We start from the raw sequence: 16,991 nt of genomic DNA, 5'->3' as shown, positions 1-16,991 counted from the left end.
AACGGACCCTATTCTGGGAGGGCTCGCCCCGCGGCGGCCTATCGCACTTGATTTTTGAACACGGAAAGAAGCACTGACGCCCGATGCAGCTCATTCACCGGACGGCCGCCGTCCTATCGGCCCTGCTCCTTTCGATGGCCTCGATCAACCTGGTGACCCTGCCGGCGCAGGCCGCCCCGTCGGACCCTGCCGTACCCCCGGTATCGTCCACTGCCGAGGGAACGCCGCATTCCGATCACACCTTCGAACCCGAGGCCCTCAGGGCCATCCGGGAGGCGGAAACTCCGCAGGGTGCTGCCAGCAGCCTGACCCGGGCCGGTGACATCCAGGTGACGCTGGTGACCGTCAAGCTCGCCGACAAAACGGCGGAACAGACGGCAGCCATCGACTTGAATGCCGCAAAAGCCGGGATCACTGCATCCAGCAACTTCTGGAAGACCATGTCGAACAACCGGCTTTCCATGTCCGTTGCTTCCACCCGGACCGGTGTTCCCTCCGCGGCAAAGTCCACCCAGACGTACTACGAGATCATGGACACCGTGACCCGCGAACTGGGCTGGGTCAATGCGTCATACAAAGCGCTCGTTGTGTTCGTGCCCGTGACCGAACTGTCGTGGGGTGCACTGGGAGCAGGCTGGAGCGCCGGGAACCAGGGCGGGCGGATTCTGATGCCTTTGCCGAGCAACTTCACCAACAACGTTGTGGCCCACGAGTTTGGACACGTCCTGGGCCTCATGCACGCCGACAGCCTGCAGTGCCTGAGCGGCACGTCGGACGTCGGATCGGACCTCAACGGCAACTACACGGACAGCTCCTGCAGCGTGCGCGAGTACGGCGACACGATGGACCTCATGGGGGCCTCACGGTGGTTTGAGCTGCCCACCATCAGCTCCAGCCACTGGGAAGCCGGCGGGTTCGGCCGAGGCGACGAAATCCGCAACACGGGCATTGCCGCCGGCAGCAAGAGCTACACCCTCAAGGCCTGGGCCGGCACCGAAGCCAATCGGGCCCTGAAATTCACCGACCCCAAAAGCGGGGAAGTTTATTTCGTTGAGCTTCGGCTGCCCGTGGGCTACGACGCCCGGCTGGCCGTGAACGGCAACAAGGGCGTCAAGATCGTCCAGCGCGGCGGAGCCACAGCCGTCTCCTCATTGCTGCTGATGCCGTCCACCATCCCCTTCGACGGCTATTACGCGACGAACCATGCCTGGCAGGCAGGCAGCACGTTCGTGACCCACACCGGCACCAGGGTCCGGATCGATTACGTGTCCGGGGACGCGGCGGGTGTCACCATCACGGCCCCGGATCCCTTCACCGACATCAGCGGATCAGGCTTCCGCCCGGACATCATCTGGATGTACGACACCGGGCTGAGCACCGGCTGGGGCGACGGCACGTACCGGCCCTACCAGGCGATCAGCCGCGAGGCCATGGCCGCCTTCATGTACCGGCTTGCTGGCAGCCCTGCCTACACTCCGCCGGCGAAGTCGCCGTTCGTTGACGTCCCCACCGGAAGCCTGTTCTACAAGCAGATCGCCTGGCTCGAGGCGGAAGGGCTGGCCAACGGCTGGGAGGACGGCACGTTCCGTCCGGGAGCCTCGATGAGCCGCGAGGCCATGGCCGCCTTCATCTTCAGGTACAGCGGTGAATACTGCAGGCTGCCGGCCACGCTGGGTTACACCGAGCCCCTCGCTTCGCCGTTCAAGGACGTACCCGTGTTGGCCCCCTTCTATGGTGAAATCGCGTGGACAAGCCAGGCAGGAATCTCCAGGGGCTGGAGCGACGGAACATACCGGCCGCTGGAACCGATCTCCCGCGAGGCCATGGCCGCCTTCATCCACCGCCTGGACACCTTCCAGGATGCGAACGGAGGCTGCCGCCCCGTATAGCGGTTCCACGCGGCGTGGGAAGATTGAAAGCGTGGCTCATATTGACGTTTCCAATATTGATTACTTCCTCTCCGACGGCACGCAGCTGCTGAACGGGGTAACCTTCAAGGTCCCGGACGGCACCAAGACGGCGCTGATCGGACCCAACGGAACGGGCAAAACCACGCTTTTCCGCATCATTTCCGGCGACCTTGTGCCGGATGAAGGAGTGATCGGCCGGTCCGGGAACATGGGCATCATGCGCCAGTTTGTGGGCCAGGTCCGGGATGAATCCACGGTCCGCGACCTCCTCGTCTCCGCGGCGCCGCCCGCCCTGGCGGCCGCTGCCCGCGCCGTGGACGACGCCGAGATGGCCATGATGGAGCACGACGACGAGCCCACCCAGATGCAGTACGCCCAGGCAATCGTGGACTGGGGGGACGCCGGCGGCTACGACGTCGAGACCGTCTGGGACGAGGTCTGCATGGCCGCGCTGGGACTGCCGTTCGACCGCGCGCAGCACCGCCCGGCGTCGAGCCTTTCCGGCGGCGAGCAAAAGCGGCTGGTGCTGGAGGCACTCTTCGCCGGCCCCGACGAGCTGCTGCTCCTCGATGAGCCGGATAACTACCTCGATGTCCCTGGCAAGCGCTGGCTCGAGGCCAAGCTCAACGAGTCCAAGAAGACCGTGTTCTTCATCAGCCACGACCGGGAGTTGCTGAACAACGCCGCCGGCCGCATCGTGACCCTCGAGCCGGGCATCAACGGGGCCGGAGCCTGGATCCACGGCGGCGGCTTCGGCTCCTACGTGGAGGCGCGCGCGGACCGCAACGCCCGCTTCGAAGAGCTGCGCAAACGCTGGGACGAGGAGCACGTGAAGCTCAAGGAACTCGTCAACATGTACAAGAACAAGGCGGCGTTCCGCTCCGACATGGCCAACCGGTACCACGCCGCGCAGACCCGGCTGGCAAAGTTCCTCGAAGCCGGCCCGCCCGAGGCGCTCCCGATCGAGCAGAACGTGCAGATGCGGCTCAAGGGCGGCCGCACGGCCAAGCGTGCGATCGTCGCGGAGAAGCTGGAACTCACGGGGCTGATGAAGCCGTTCTCCACGGAGGTCTGGTTCGGGGACCGCGTGGGCGTGCTTGGTTCCAACGGTTCCGGCAAGAGCCACTTCCTCCGCCTGCTCGCCACCGGGGGAACCGATCCCGAGCGGGAGCACCTGCCGGTGTCCGACGTCGACATCGCCGAAGTGCCGCACGAAGGCACCGTGAAACTCGGCGCCCGCATCCGTCCCGGCTTCTTCGCCCAGACCCACGTCCGCCCCGACCTGCTGGGCAAGACGCTCCTGGAGATCCTGCACCGCGGCGACGAGCACCGCTCCGGGCTGGGCCGCGAGGCAGCAGCCGGCGCCCTGGACGGGTACGGCCTGGCCTCCCAGTCGGAGCAGAAGTACGAGTCCCTGTCCGGCGGCCAGCAGGCGCGGTTCCAGATCCTGCTGCTGCAGCTGTCCGGCGCCACCCTGCTGCTCCTCGACGAGCCCACCGACAACCTGGACCTGCACTCGGCCGAGGCCCTGGAACGCGCCATCGACCACTTCGAGGGAACCGTCCTGGCCGTCACGCACGACCGCTGGTTCGCCCGCACCTTCGACCGCTTCCTGGTGTTCGGTTCCGACGGCAAAGTGTACGAATCCGCGGAGCCGGTCTGGGACGAGAAGCGCGTGGCGCGCGCCCGCTAACCAAGGCGTCGCGGGCCTGGCGGGTGTGCCGTTTACTCCGGCAGTAGTTCGGAGCGTACTCCGGCTTCCGGGCCGGCAGTTCCTCCCATGGCGGCCACCAGCCGTTCCCGGGCCCGCCCAAGGTGCTCGTCGAGCAGTTCGGCGGCGGCGTCCCCCTGGCCCGCCTCGATGAGTTCGAGGATCTTCTGGTGTTCGGCCTGGATCAGCGCGGTGTCCAGGAGGTGCAGGGACTGGATGCGGACCATGCACAGCCGCACCTCACCCACGAGCGAGCGGTACATCCTGCTGATCCGCTCATTGCCGACGGCGTCAATCAGGCTGGTGTGGAACCGCATGTCCGGTTCGACGACGTCGAGCGGAGCGCCCGTCTGCACCGCAGCGATGTCGCGGTTGGCCTGCAGGGCCCCTTCCGGCACGTCCCTGGTGCGGGCGAGCCTGCGGAGCACTTCGCTTTCCAAGTAGGCGCGCGCCAGGTAGATATCCCGCACCGAGTCCGGTCCGAGGTCCACCACCCGGGCGGTCTTGTGCGTCCCGCGGTCCAGTAGTCCCTCTGCGACGAGCTTCTCGATCGAGGCCTTCGCCGTTGGGCGTGCCACCTCATAGGACGAGGCGACTTCTGTCTCCGTGAGGGTCTGGCCGGAACCTAGATCACCGGAAAAAATCCGGCTCCGCAAGTCCGCGGCGATCGCATCAACGATCGAGACTGCTGCAATTCGGCCGGCCACCGGTGCTCCATTCCCGCCAAGAGTTTCTTGATTCACCATCAATCTTGCCAGACAAGTCAACAAGTCTCTCTTGACCATCATGTGTACTTGTTAGACAATCATAGGGCGCCACGGTGTTGTGACGCCTAACACAATCTGGAGACACATGTTTCAGCAGATCCTCGACCCCATCGCCGGGTCCCTAGTGATTTCAGCCCTCTGCGCGGCGCTTCCCCTCGTCCTGCTCTTCGTCCTCCTGGGCGTCTTCAAGGTCAAGGCACCGAAGGCGGCCCTGGCCAGCCTGGCGCTTTCCCTCGTCCTGGCCATCGTCGGCTGGCAGATGCCCGTCAACCAGGCCCTGAGTGCCACCGCAGCCGGCATCTTCTACGGCCTGTTCCCGATCCTGTGGATCCTGGTCAACGCGCTGTGGATCTACCGGCTCACGGTGGCCACCCCCTGGTTCGAAGTGCTGGGACGGACCATCCGCTCCATCTCAAACGACCTGCGGATCCTCTCCATCCTGATCGCGTTCTGCTTCGGGGCCCTGCTGGAATCCCTGGCCGGCTTCGGCGCACCCGTGGCAATCTCCGCGGCCATGCTGATGGCCGCCGGCATGAAGCCGTTGAAGTCGGCCGTGGTGTCGCTGCTGGCCAACACGGCTCCTGTCGCGTTTGGCGCCATGGCTGCCCCGATCATCGCCCTGAACGGCGTCACCGGCCTGCCGCTGCACGACCTCTCCTCGATGGCCGGACGCCAGACCCCGTTCATTGCGCTCATCGTGCCGCTGCTGCTCGTGTTCATCGTCGACGGCCGGCGCGGCGTGAAGCAGACCTGGCCAGTAGCCCTGGTGGCCGGCGTCGCTTTCGGCGCGGCCCAGTTCGTTACCTCCAACTTCTTCGCCGTGGAACTCACCGATGTTGTTGCCGCCGTGGTGACGGTGGCCGCCGTGCTGCTGATGCTGAAGGTCTGGCAGCCGAAGGAAACCGTCGGAATGGGCGGTGCCGTGGAAACCGCTCCGGAAACCGCTCAGGAAGCTGCCCGCGCCACCGCCGCCGTCGGTTCCGTTGCCGGTTCCCGTCGTAGTGGTCCGGCGGTCGGGCCGCCGGCCGGCTCCGGACACCCGGCAACGGCTGCAGCTTCAGGCACCACCGTGCCGGCCGACAACTCCCGGCCCGAACCCCGGCAGATCTGGATGGCGATCGCCCCGTACCTGATCATCATCGCGGTGTTCTCGGTGGCCCAGATCCCGTTCGTCAAGACCTGGCTCGGCCAGGTGGGCAGCGTGACGTTCGCGTGGCCCGGCCTGGACATCACCGATTCGGCCGGCAAGCCGGTCGCGGCCACCAAATTCAAGCTCGACCACCTCAAGGCCACCGGCACGCTCCTGATGTTCTCCGGACTGCTCACCATGGTGCTGTACAAGGTCACCGCATCACAGGGCCTGCGCATTTACCGGGACACCCTCGTGCAGCTGCGGTGGACGATCGTCACCGTCACCGCCGTCCTGGGGCTGTCCTTCGTGATGAACCTGTCCGGCCAGACCACCACCCTCGGCTTCGCGCTGGCCTCCGCAGGCGGCTTCTTCGCCATCCTCTCACCGCTGATCGGATGGATCGGCGTAGCCCTCACCGGCTCCGACACGTCCTCCAACTCCCTGTTCGGCCAGATGCAGGCCACCGCAGCGGCGCAGACCGGCCTGTCTCCGGTGCTGATGGCCGCCTCGAACTCCTCCGCCGGCGTGATGGGCAAGATGCTGTCGCTGCAGAACCTTGCCGTGGCCTCGGCGGCAGTGGGCCTGGACGGCGCCGAGGGGACCCTTTTCCGGAAGCTCCTCGGCTGGAGCATTGGGCTGCTGGCGCTCATCACTGTGCTGATCTTCCTGCAGTCCACCCCCGTACTGGGCTGGATGGTCCCCTGATGGCTCCCCTGGACATGGCCGGCCTCCGCGCGGCGGTGAAGGATCCGGCCCAGGTGAAGACCCGGGCTATCGACCTGCACGCGAACGCGCATGACGCCTCGCATTTCCTGCTGATCCCGCAGGCCGTGGTCACGGCGGGCAGTGCTGCCGATGTGGGCGGACTGCTGCGCGCCAGCGCCGCCCAGGGCGTGCCGCTGACCCTCCGCTCCGGTGGCACCAGCCTGAGCGGCCAGGCGGTCACCGACGGCGTGCTGGTGGATGTCCGCCGCAACTTCAAGGACATTGAAGTGCTCGACGACGGCGCGCGGGTCCGCGTCCAGCCCGGCGTCACTGTCCGGGCGCTCAACGCGAGGCTGGCGCGCTACGGACGGAAGTTCGGCCCGGATCCGGCCAGCGAGGCGGCGTGCACCATCGGCGGCGTGGTGGCCAACAATTCCTCGGGCATGAACTGCGGCACCGTGGACAACACGTACCGCACCCTGGAGTCGTTGACCGTGGTCCTGCCCTTCGGCACTGTGATCGACACCGGAGCGCCGGACGCGGACCGGAAACTCCGCACCTTGGAACCGAACCTCTATGAGGGACTGGCCAGACTGGCCGGGCGGGTCCGGACCAACGCGGACTCCGTGCAGAGGATCCGGCAGCAGTTCGCCATGAAAAACACCATGGGCTACGGGCTGAACTCCCTGCTGGACTTCCAAACCCCGGTGGACATCATGGCCCACCTGATCGTCGGCAGTGAAGGCACCCTGGGTTTCGTGGCAGAGGCGGTTTTCCGCACCATCCCGCGGCTCCAGCACGCCGCCGCGGGCCTGCTGGTGTTCCCGGACCTCGAGGCCGCCAACGCGGCGCTGCCCGCCCTCGTCGAAACGGGAGCCGCAACTATCGAACTGATGGATGCGCTGTCACTCAAGGTGGGCCAGACGCTCAAGGGGACTCCCGCCGTCGTGCAGGACCTGGCGGTCCGGGAGCATGCCGCCCTGCTCGTTGAGTATTCCGCCGGCAGCGCCGGGGACCTGGCGGAACTCCAGGGCAACGGCGAGGGTGTGCTGCAGGGCCTCGGGCTGGCCGCGCCCGCCCGGTTCACCGGCGACGGCCGGGAACGCGGACGGCTCTGGCAGTTGCGCAAGGGCCTCTATGCCTCGGTGGCCGGGGCCCGCCCCCAGGGCACTACCGCGCTGCTGGAAGACATTGTGGTTCCCGTCCCGGTGCTGGGCCGGACCTGCCGGGAACTTATCAGGCTCTTCGACAAATACAGCTACAGCAACAGCGTGATCTTCGGCCACGCCAAGGACGGCAACGTGCACTTCATGCTGACCGACGGCTTCGCCACAACGGCTGAACTGGACCGCTACAGCGCTTTCACCGAAGACATGGTGGACCTGGTCCTCGCCGAGGGCGGATCCCTGAAAGCCGAGCACGGGACCGGGCGCGTCATGGCCCCGTACGTCCGCCGGCAGTACGGCGATGAGCTCTACGACGTCATGCGCAGCATCAAGCAGCTCTTCGACCCCGCCGGGATGCTCAACCCCGGCGTGCTGATGGACGAGGACCCGCTGGCACACCTGCGGCACATCAAGACGGCGCCGCCCGTCGCCGAGGAAGTGGACCGCTGCGTCTCCTGCGGCTACTGCGAACCGGTCTGCCCCAGCAAGGACATCACCCTCACGCCGCGGCAGCGGATTGTCACGCTGCGCGCCATCGAATCCGCGCGGCTGGCCGGGGACACGGCGCTGGTCAGGGCACTGGAGAAGGACTACGAGTACGAGTCCGTGGACACTTGCGCCGTGGACGGGATGTGCCAGACCGCCTGCCCGGTGGACATCAACACGGGGTCGCTCGTGAAGAAACTGCGGAAGGACGACGCCGGTCCGCTCGCCAACGGGGCGTGGAACGCCGCCGCCAAGCACTGGGAAGGCGTCACCCGCGGCGCGGCCCTGGCACTGACTGTGGTGGACAAGCTTCCGGCCGCCGCCATCACCCCGCCCAACAAGGCCGCCCGGGCGGTGCTCGGCAAAGACACCGTACCGCTGTATTCCGCCGAACTGCCGGGCGGCGGCTCCGTGCGGAAACGTCCGACGCCGGCGGGCGAAGTTGACGCTGTCTACTTCCCGGCCTGCGTGGGGACCATGTTCGGGCCCGCCAGCGCGGGGCCCGACGCCGAAGGACGCGGCGTCCAGTACAGCTTCGAGCAGCTGTGCGGCCGGGCCGGGCTCACGCTCCTCGTACCCGAGGGTATTGACGGACTGTGCTGCGGCACACCCTGGTCCTCCAAGGGCATGGATGCCGGCCGGAGGACCATGCGCGAGAAGACCTTGGCTGCCCTCCGGGAGGCAACCCGGGACGGCGAGCTCCCGATCGTCTGCGATGCGTCCTCCTGCACCGAAGGCCTGCGCCAGGCGGTCGAGTCGGACATACCCGCAGCAGGGCAGCGGGCCCTGCGGATGGTGGACGCCGTCGACTTCGCCGCGGAACGGATCCTGCCCCGGCTGCCCGGCCACGGAAAGCTGGAGTCGCTGGCCCTGCACCCCACCTGTTCGTCCACCCGGATGGGCCTCAATGATGCCTTGGGTGCCGTTGCCGGAGCCGTGGCCGAACGGGTCGAGGTCCCGGAGAACTGGGGCTGCTGCGCGTTCGCCGGGGACCGGGGCATGCTGCACCCCGAACTGACGGCGTCGGCCACCGCGAAACAGGCCGCGGAAGTGGCCGACATGGGCGCTGCCGCCCACGCCTCATGCAACCGGACCTGCGAACTGGGCATGACGCGGGCCACGGGCGCCCAGTACCGGCACGTGCTGGAGTTGCTGGAGGAAGTCACCCGCTAAAGCCGGACGCTCTCTCACTTCCTGCACGTCTTCCGCCATCGCTCTCTCACCGGTGAGAGAGCGATGGCGTTTTTGTGGCAGGAAGTGAGAGAGCGTTGGGGCGCCGGCGGCAATAATACGCTCATCACTTCTGATTAAATGATCATTCTCAGTTAGCATTTGAACATGAGGACTGAAGAGCGGCACCGGTTGATCGGTGAGTTGCTGCGGAACCGCGAAGAGGTGACCGTCGACGAGTTGATGGCCGAGTGCGGAGCGTCCGGGGCGACGATCCGCCGCGACCTGGATACGCTGGCAGTCCATGGCGTCCTCCGCCGGGTGCACGGCGGAGCCAAGAGCCTGGTGCTCCGCGGCGAGAACCCCGGGTATGGGCAGCGGGAGCTGGAAGGGCAGGATGCCAAGGCCAGGATTGCCGCCGGCGTTGCCGGCCTGCTGCAGGACCGCGAACACGTCTGGCTGGACAGCGGAACCACCGCAACCGGAATAGCCCGCCGGCTGCGGCATCGCGAACTGACGCTCATGCCCATGTCGCTGCCCGCCCTCAACGCTTTGACGGCGGAAGGCCAGGCCGGGCATCACCCCGCCCTGCTGGTTCCGGGCGGAAGCCTGATTCCGGGAGAGCTGTGCTTCCGGGGCCCGCTGGCCGAGGCCAACATCCGCTCCCTCCGCTTCGACACGGCCGTGGTGACCCCCTGCGCGGTCAACCTCAAAGACGGGCTGCTGGCGCACGACCTCGACGACGCCGCCGTCAAGCGCGCCGGCCTGGAATCCGCCGCCCGCGTCATTGCCGCCTGCGCAGGCTCGAAATGGAACGCCGCCGCCGTGGCGCTCGTCGCCGCCCTGGACGCCGTGGACATCATCGTCACGGACAGGTCATTCAGCCCGCAGGAACTCACGCAACTTGGAAAACTCTCAGTGAAAGTAGTGAATGTATGACCACCGCCGTCTCCACACAGAAGCTGAACGCTGCGGCAGCCGCCACGTTCCTGATCTTCGGGATCAACGGACTCGTGTTTGCCAGCTGGGCCGCCCGCATCCCCGCCGTCACCGAAATCCTGAACGTCACCTCCGGACAAATGGGTACGCTGCTCCTTTGCACCGCCGTGGGTTCACTGATCGCCCTTCCAACCGCGGGATGGGTCGTGGGCCGGATCGGAACCGCCAACACGGTCCGTGCCAGCGGACTGCTGGCCGCCTTGGCAGGGGTGGGCATCGCCCTCTCACTGACGGCCGAATCGGTGCCTGGGACCGCGGTGTCGCTTTTCTTCTTTGGCATTGGCATCGGCTTGTGGGACGTTTCGCAGAACATCGAAGGGGCCGACGTCGAACACCGGCTTAAGCGGACGATCATGCCGCAGTTCCATGCGGCTTTCAGCGGTGGCGCCTTCGTGGGCGCCCTGATCGGCGCGGGCCTCTCCGGTCTTGGAGTGGGACTGCCTGCCCACCTGCTGGTCATTGCCGCCGTAGTGGCCGTGCTGACCATGGTGGCGCCCCGCTACTTCCTGCCGCACCTTGCCGCCGAGGTCCCTGCCAACGGTCAAGCAGCCGCACCGAAGGGGGCCTCCGCCTGGCGGGACGGCCGCACTCTGCTGATCGGCGTCGTGGTCCTCGGTGCCACCCTGACCGAAGGTGCCGGAAACGACTGGATCGCCAAAGCCTCCGTGGACGGCCTCGGGACCAGCGAATCCACCGGCGCACTGATGTTTGCGGTCTTCGTCCTGGCCATGACGGCCATGCGGTTCTGCGGCGGGTTCGTGATCGACAAGTACGGCCGTGTTGCCGTGCTGCGCGCCAGCATGGCCGCGGCCGCCGCGGGCCTTGGCCTCTTTGTGCTGGCGGGCAACGTGTGGCTGGCCACGGCCGGTGCCGCGCTGTGGGGAATCGGCGCGGCACTGGCCTTCCCGATGGGGATGTCCGCCGCAGCCGACGATCCGAAGAAGGCTGCCGCCCGGGTGTCGGTGGTTTCCACGCTGGGCTACATCTCCTTCCTGGCGGGACCGCCGCTCCTCGGCTACCTCGGTGACCTCACCGGCATCCACGTTGCCCTGCTCGCGATCATGGTGCCCATCCTGGTGGCGCTCCTCCTGGCCGGAGCGGCCAAGCCCCTCCCCGGTGCGCCGCTCCGCAACGAGTAGTACAGGCCACACCCGCCAGCCGCAGCCAACCGCGGCAACCCCCGCGTCGGCGGTAGGGTGGGGAAATGCGAAGGATGCTGAGGAAAGGCCCGGGCCTGGTGGCCGGACTGGACCGGACATTACTCAAAGCCGTGTCCAACCTGCCTGGCGGAAACCACGATGTCCTGTTCCGCCGGCTCTCGGCGGCCGCAAATCATGGAAAGCTCTGGTTTGGGGTGGCCGGAGGACTGGCCCTCATACCCGGCAAGCCCCGCCGTGCGGCCTTGCATGGGCTCATTGCCCAGGGTGTCGCATCGGCTGTTACCAACGTGGTGTTCAAAACGCTCCTTCCCCGGGCCCGGCCGCTGCCGGAGCATCTTCCCGTGTTCCGGTTCGTCAACCCGCAGCCCACCAGCTCCTCGATGCCTTCGGGCCATTCGGCGTCCGCGGCGGCTTTTGCCGTCGGGGTGGGGCTGGTGCAGCCGGCCCTTGGCGCAGCGCTGGCACCCCTGGCCGCCGGCGTTGCCTACTCGCGGGTCCATACCGGCGCCCACTGGCCCTCGGATGTGCTGTTCGGCTCGGCACTGGGAGCCGGAGCAGCCATGATCACCCGCAAGTGGTGGCCCGTCCGGCCGCCCTTCCCGGAGACCGCCCGCACCCCCGCCAACGCCGCCAAGCTGCCCGGCGGGGAAGGCCTCAGCATTGCGGTCAACACGCTGGGCGGCTCATATGCACCGCAAACCATAAAGGCACTGCAGGATGTATTCCCACTAGCGCATGTACGTGAGATTGACGAGGACGGAGACATCGCCGCTGAGATCAGGGCGGTGGCGGCCCGGCCGGGAGTGAAAGCACTCGGCGTATGGGGCGGCGACGGAACGGTGGGCACCGCCGCTGCGGTCGCCGTCGAACTTTCCCTGCCCTTGCTGGTGCTTCCCGGCGGTACCCTCAACCACTTTGCCCGCGACGCCGGAACCTCCACCCTCGAGGACGCCGTGGAGGCTGCTTCCGCCGGTGCGGCTGCCCGGGCGGATGTGGGGCACGTCCGGGTGGAACGGGGCCTCGCCGGAAGCCCCGAAAAGCTGGAACGGACCATGCTCAACACGGCGAGCATCGGCCTCTACCCCAACCTGGTGCGTCGGCGGGAACAGCTCCGGCCGGCCCTCGGCAAACCGCTGGCCGGGGTGGTGGCAATGTTCCGGACGTTCGCGGCCGGCACGCCGACCACCATGATTGTGAACGGCGTCCGCCACAAGCTATGGATCCTTTACGTAGGCCGGGGCCGTTACTACCCCCGCGACCATGCACCGCTGGTACGTCCGGTGATGGACGACGGTGTCTTGGACCTGCGGATGATCACTGCCGATGAGTCCTTCGCCCGGATCCGGCTGCTGTGGTCCGTCCTGACGGGCACCGTGGCCACCTCCAGGATCACGCACTTGAGTGAATCCACGAAGGTGACGGTGGAAGCAGCGGGGTCGCCCATGGCACTGGCCGTGGACGGGGAAGCCATGCCGGGCGTGCGCCGCGTCGAGTTTACGGTGCTCCCCGGAGCGCTGACCTACTACTCCCCGGCCCCGGCGTAGGCAGCCTGCTGGTCATCCCTTGGGACTACCCTGATTCCACCCTGAATCATCCCTGAGACCGGCGAAAAGGGAACACCGCGTCTGTAGCGTGGGTGGTACGAACGGAGCTGCGACGAGCAGAGCCGTCACCGCATCCACAGCTACGCAAAGGAACGCTTCCATGATTGAAGCAAGAGGCCTGTCCAAGGTCTACGGCGAGAAAACCGCCGTGGGCGGAGTGGATTTCACGGTCCAGGCAGGCCGGGTGACCGGCTTCCTGGGCCCCAACGGAGCCGGCAAATCCACAACGATGAGAATGATCATGGGACTGGACACGCCGACGTCGGGCTCGGTCACCGTCAACGGGGTCCCGTTCACCAAGCACGCGGCTCCCCTCCGTGAAGTGGGCGCCCTGCTGGACGCCAAGGCCGTTCACACCGGCCGTTCGGCCTACAATCACCTCCTCGCCATGGCCGCGACGCACAGCATTCCCAAAAAGCGCGTCAACGAGGTCATCGAAATGACCGGCCTGGCCGACGTCGCCAAGAAGAAGGTCAAGGGATTTTCGCTCGGCATGGGGCAGCGGCTGGGCATTGCCGCGGCACTGCTGGGGGATCCGCAGACCATCATCCTGGATGAGCCGGTCAACGGGCTGGACCCCGAAGGCGTGGTGTGGGTCCGCAACCTGGTGAAATACCTGGCCTCGGAAGGGCGGACCGTCTTCCTGTCCAGCCACCTCATGAGCGAAATGGCTGTGACGGCGGACCACCTGATCGTGATCGGCCGCGGAAAAATCATCGCGGACGCCCCCATCAAGGACATCATCACGGGGAAGGGCGCGAGCCGCACCCGGGTCCGCACCGATGAGCCGGACCAGCTGATGCACCTCCTTGCCGGAACCGGCGTTTCGGTGGAGGCCCAGGACCACGAACTGCTGGAGGTCAAGGGCCTGGATCCGCGCCAGATCGCCCGTGCAGCCCTGGACAACCACGTCATGATCTACGAACTCACCCCGCTCCAGGCAAGCCTTGAAGAGGCCTACATGGAGCTGACCAAGGATGAGGTCGAATACCACTCGCTTATCACTACGGGTGCCGCGGCTCCCGTGCAGACCGGAGGGAAGTAAGCCATGAGCTCTACGACTTTGGAACCCAACCCCTCCGGCCGCAGGGCGGAGGGCGGCGCAGGACCCCAGGCCGGCGGTCCCGCCGGGCAGGCCGCACGCCCGGCCGGCAATTCGGCATCCCCGGGCCCCGGCCCCAGTTTCCTGCGGGTGCTGAACTCGGAATTCATCAAGTTCCGCACCCTGTTGTCCACACTGATCCTGCTTGGTTCCACCATGCTGGTGATGGTGGGCTTCGGTGCCCTGGCGGCGTGGTCCACCGGCCAGTTCCGCGAGCAGATGGCGTCGGACCCGGAAGCCGCGGCCCAGATGGCGGCCCAGGGCGGGGACATCGCCGTGAGTGCACCGACGTCCGGCATCGCTTTTGCCCAGCTGATCCTCGGATCCCTCGGCGTCCTGCTGATGAGTTCCGAGTTCACCACCGGAATGGCGCGTTCCACGTTCGCGGCCGTGCCGAAGAGGACGCCGGCCTTCGTGGCGAAATTCCTTGTGGTGGTAGTGGTGTCCTTCGTCCTGACGGGGGTTTCGACGCTGCTGGCGGGCCTGGTGTCCGTGCCGATCCTGGACAACTACGGCCTGAGCCTGGACCTTGCCAGCTCCCAGTCGGTCAAGCTCCTGCTCGTCAACAGCCTTTATGTGGCCGCGGTGGCCTCCATCGGCATGTCGCTGGGCAGCATCATCCGTAATTCCGCGGGCGGCATCATGAGCCTGGTGGGCCTGTTCTTCGTGGCTCCCATCGCCTTCCAGCTCATTCCCGGCGACTTCTTCGAGGAAGCCCGCAGGTACCTTCCCGGAAACACAGTGACGCCCCTGACTGCCGTGGAACATGTGGACGGAACCCTCGAGGTCTGGCAGGCGGCCCTGGTGCTGGGCGCGTGGGTGGTCATCCCGGCAGTGCTGGCCATGGTCCTGCTCAAGAAGCGGGACGTTTGATCGGAAAGGGCGGCCGTACGGCCGCCTAGGCTCATCACATGAACGAAGAACCACCGGCAAGGGACGCAACAACCTCCATCCAGGTTGATGCGTCCTTTGCCGCACTCGCCGACCGCCGCCGCGGCCGGCTCCGCCGTTACCTGTACCGGCGGCCCAGGGTCATGGATGCGGTGGTGGTGCTCTGCTACCTGTTGCTGGTCACGCCCACCGCCGTGGACGCCGGGCTCGACGGCGGCTGGGCAGCCACCGCGCTGCTCGCCGCAGTCGCCGCGGCCCTCTTTTTCCGGCGGTCCCATCCGGTGGCCGTTGTTGCCGCCGTAGCCGTGCTGGAAGTGGGCATCACCGTCCTGCACCCCTGGGGCTCCAATGTTTCCGCGGGGCTGTGGTTTGCGCTGTATGCGTTGGCCGTCCAGCGGTCCCGCCGGTTCTCCATCACGGCGCTGGCGCTGGCAAATGCCCCGCTGTCCCTGATGTATTTCCTGACCCTCGTGGGACCGCTGGAACGCGCCCTTCCCAACGGTGGTCCCGCAGCGCCGGAGAATTCGCAGCTGGTCTTTGGCATCGTTGCCGGCATCACCATCACGCTGTCCAACATCATCGCCACCGGTATCGGCATTTCCATCCGGCAGAGGCGGGAACACGAAGAGGAAATCGCTGCCTGGGCGGCCCGGACCGCGGCACTGGGTTCAGTCACCGAACGCAACCGGATCGCCCGGGAGATGCACGACGTCGTGGCCCACTCCCTGACGGTGATGCTCACCTTGTCCGACGGCGCCGCGGTGGTGGTCAGGAAGAGCCCGGAGCGCGCCGCTGAGGTCCTGACGGAGATTTCCCGGACCGGACGCACCGCCTTGGGGGACATGCGCCGGGTGCTGGGCGTCCTGCGCGACGAGTCGCCGGCGGGCCAGGCGCCCAGGCAACCCCTGAGCGCCGGCAACAGCCTGGCCAAACTCCTCGAAGGTTTCCGCACGGCGGGGTTGCCGCTGCACTATTCGCACACCGGGCCGGCCCTTCCCGAGGATGCGGCCTTCCAGCTGACCGTTTACCGGATCGTGCAGGAATCGCTCACCAACGTCCTCCGCTACGGCCGGGCGCTCAGCCGGGTGGAGGTGAGTATGGTCCGGGCAGGCGGGACGGTCACCATTGAAGTGCTCGACGACGGCAGGGGTACCGTGGGCCACGGGGCGGCGGCCCCGGGAGGATCCGTGGCAGCGGCGGGTGGCCCCGGACCGCTGGGTTCCGGCCAGGGCCTGACCGGCATGCGTGAGCGGGCGGGCATTTACGGCGGTACGGTGGAAGCCGGACGCCCTGCCGGCGGCGGATGGCGCGTCCGGGCAGTTCTGAATTGGAATGGGGACCAAGGAAAAACATGAATGGCAATGCACCGATCACAGTCCTGCTGGTGGACGACCAGCCGCTGCTAAGGATGGGCTTCCGCCTGATCCTTGAGGGCGAGGACGATCTTCGGATCGTGGGCGAAGCATCCGACGGCGCGGAAGCGATCCGGCAGGTCAGGGAAGTGGACCCCGACGTGGTGCTGATGGATGTCCGGATGCCGGTCCTGGACGGAATAGAGGCAACCCGGGCGGTGACCTCGTCCGGCTCCCACGCGAAGGTGATCATCCTCACCACCTTCGATCTCGACGAATACGCCTTTGCCGGCCTGCAGGCGGGCGCTTCGGCATTTCTGCTCAAGGATGTGGCACCGGCCGAACTGGTGAGTGCCGTGCGTGTGGTGGCGAGCGGCGACGCCGTGGTGGCGCCCCGTGTCACGCGCCGGCTGCTGGAAGCCTATGTCCGGGAGGGGAACCCGTCGGCAATCCCAGGACAACCAGCAGGCACCCCCGCTCCGGCAGCCGGCCGGGGCCGGCACCCGCACGGCGAAGAGCAGCAGAGGGACCCCCTGCTGGAGGCACTGACGCCCCGGGAAACGGAGATGCTGGAGGCCATGGCAGAGGGACTGTCCAACGCCGAGATCGCCCACAGGTTCTTCCTTTCCGAGGCTACGGTGAAGACGCATGTGCGCCGGATCCTCGCCAAACTGCATCTCAGGGACAGGGTGCAGGCGGTGGTCTACGCCTATGAAACCGGGCTGGTGGTGCCCAGCAATCCGGACTATTAGCTACTCTGAGGTAGATTTCGGGCACATTTCAAAGTTGCCCTAAAGGTCACCCCTGTTGCGTATTGGTGCCCTTCATTGTGTGAA

At 66.9% G+C, this 16,991-nt stretch carries 12 protein-coding genes; 11 read left to right on the top strand and 1 reads right to left on the bottom strand.

Features of this window, described 5'->3' with window-relative positions; genetic code table 11:
• The first annotated feature begins 83 nt into the window (after window positions 1-83).
• Together ACSQ12_RS21635 and ACSQ12_RS21630 are read left to right on the top strand one after the other, a co-directional pair.
• Window positions 84-1,889, top strand: a complete 1,806-nt coding sequence (locus ACSQ12_RS21635; protein ID WP_436066875.1) for an S-layer homology domain-containing protein — start codon at window positions 84-86, stop codon at window positions 1,887-1,889.
• Between the two features lie 31 nt (window positions 1,890-1,920).
• The gene (locus ACSQ12_RS21630) at window positions 1,921-3,603 is read left to right on the top strand and encodes an ABC-F family ATP-binding cassette domain-containing protein (RefSeq protein ID WP_209741831.1); all 1,683 of its coding nucleotides are present in this window, start codon (window positions 1,921-1,923) and stop codon (window positions 3,601-3,603) included.
• Between the two features lie 32 nt (window positions 3,604-3,635).
• Here ACSQ12_RS21630 and ACSQ12_RS21625 read toward each other — a convergent pair whose 3' ends face one another.
• Complete coding sequence (locus tag ACSQ12_RS21625) at window positions 3,636-4,328, bottom strand: GntR family transcriptional regulator (protein WP_209741832.1); 693 nt, start codon at window positions 4,326-4,328, stop codon at window positions 3,636-3,638.
• A 145-nt stretch (window positions 4,329-4,473) separates the two neighbouring features.
• Here ACSQ12_RS21625 and ACSQ12_RS21620 point away from each other — a divergent pair, with 145 nt between their 5' ends.
• From ACSQ12_RS21620 to ACSQ12_RS21580, 9 genes are all read left to right on the top strand, one after another.
• The gene (locus ACSQ12_RS21620) at window positions 4,474-6,225 is read left to right on the top strand and encodes an L-lactate permease (RefSeq protein ID WP_436066874.1); all 1,752 of its coding nucleotides are present in this window, start codon (window positions 4,474-4,476) and stop codon (window positions 6,223-6,225) included.
• Window positions 6,225-9,050 (top strand): FAD-binding and (Fe-S)-binding domain-containing protein, encoded by a 2,826-nt coding sequence (locus tag ACSQ12_RS21615; protein WP_436066873.1) that lies wholly within the window; start codon window positions 6,225-6,227, stop codon window positions 9,048-9,050. The genes ACSQ12_RS21620 and ACSQ12_RS21615 overlap by 1 nt, the downstream gene beginning before the upstream one ends.
• A gap of 165 nt (window positions 9,051-9,215) precedes the next feature.
• Window positions 9,216-9,986, top strand: a complete 771-nt coding sequence (locus tag ACSQ12_RS21610; protein WP_436066872.1) for a DeoR/GlpR family DNA-binding transcription regulator — start codon at window positions 9,216-9,218, stop codon at window positions 9,984-9,986.
• Complete coding sequence (locus ACSQ12_RS21605) at window positions 9,983-11,185, top strand: MFS transporter (protein ID WP_436066871.1); 1,203 nt, start codon at window positions 9,983-9,985, stop codon at window positions 11,183-11,185. The genes ACSQ12_RS21610 and ACSQ12_RS21605 overlap by 4 nt, the downstream gene beginning before the upstream one ends.
• Before the next feature lie 65 nt (window positions 11,186-11,250).
• On the top strand, window positions 11,251-12,750 hold the full coding sequence (locus ACSQ12_RS21600; RefSeq protein ID WP_436066870.1) for a bifunctional phosphatase PAP2/diacylglycerol kinase family protein: 1,500 nt from the start codon (window positions 11,251-11,253) through the stop codon (window positions 12,748-12,750).
• 160 nt (window positions 12,751-12,910) lie between these two features.
• Window positions 12,911-13,855: an ABC transporter ATP-binding protein gene (locus ACSQ12_RS21595; protein ID WP_436066869.1), complete on the top strand. Its 945-nt coding sequence runs from the start codon at window positions 12,911-12,913 to the stop codon at window positions 13,853-13,855.
• A gap of 3 nt (window positions 13,856-13,858) precedes the next feature.
• Entirely contained in the window at window positions 13,859-14,785 is a 927-nt protein-coding gene (locus tag ACSQ12_RS21590; protein WP_436066868.1) for an ABC transporter permease, read from the top strand.
• Between the two features lie 38 nt (window positions 14,786-14,823).
• Window positions 14,824-16,158: a sensor histidine kinase gene (locus ACSQ12_RS21585; protein WP_436066867.1), complete on the top strand. Its 1,335-nt coding sequence runs from the start codon at window positions 14,824-14,826 to the stop codon at window positions 16,156-16,158.
• A complete protein-coding gene (locus ACSQ12_RS21580) occupies window positions 16,155-16,907 on the top strand; it encodes a response regulator (protein ID WP_436066866.1) in 753 nt (250 codons plus the stop codon). Before ACSQ12_RS21585 ends, ACSQ12_RS21580 begins: the two co-directional genes overlap by 4 nt.
• The last annotated feature ends 84 nt before the right edge of the window (window positions 16,908-16,991 follow it).

The organism is Arthrobacter sp. LjRoot14, assembly GCF_964253905.1.
Classification (GTDB): Bacteria; Actinomycetota; Actinomycetes; order Actinomycetales; family Micrococcaceae; genus Arthrobacter.
Note: the sequence above shows the minus strand (reverse complement) of the source record. Positions and strands in the feature narration are given on the sequence as shown.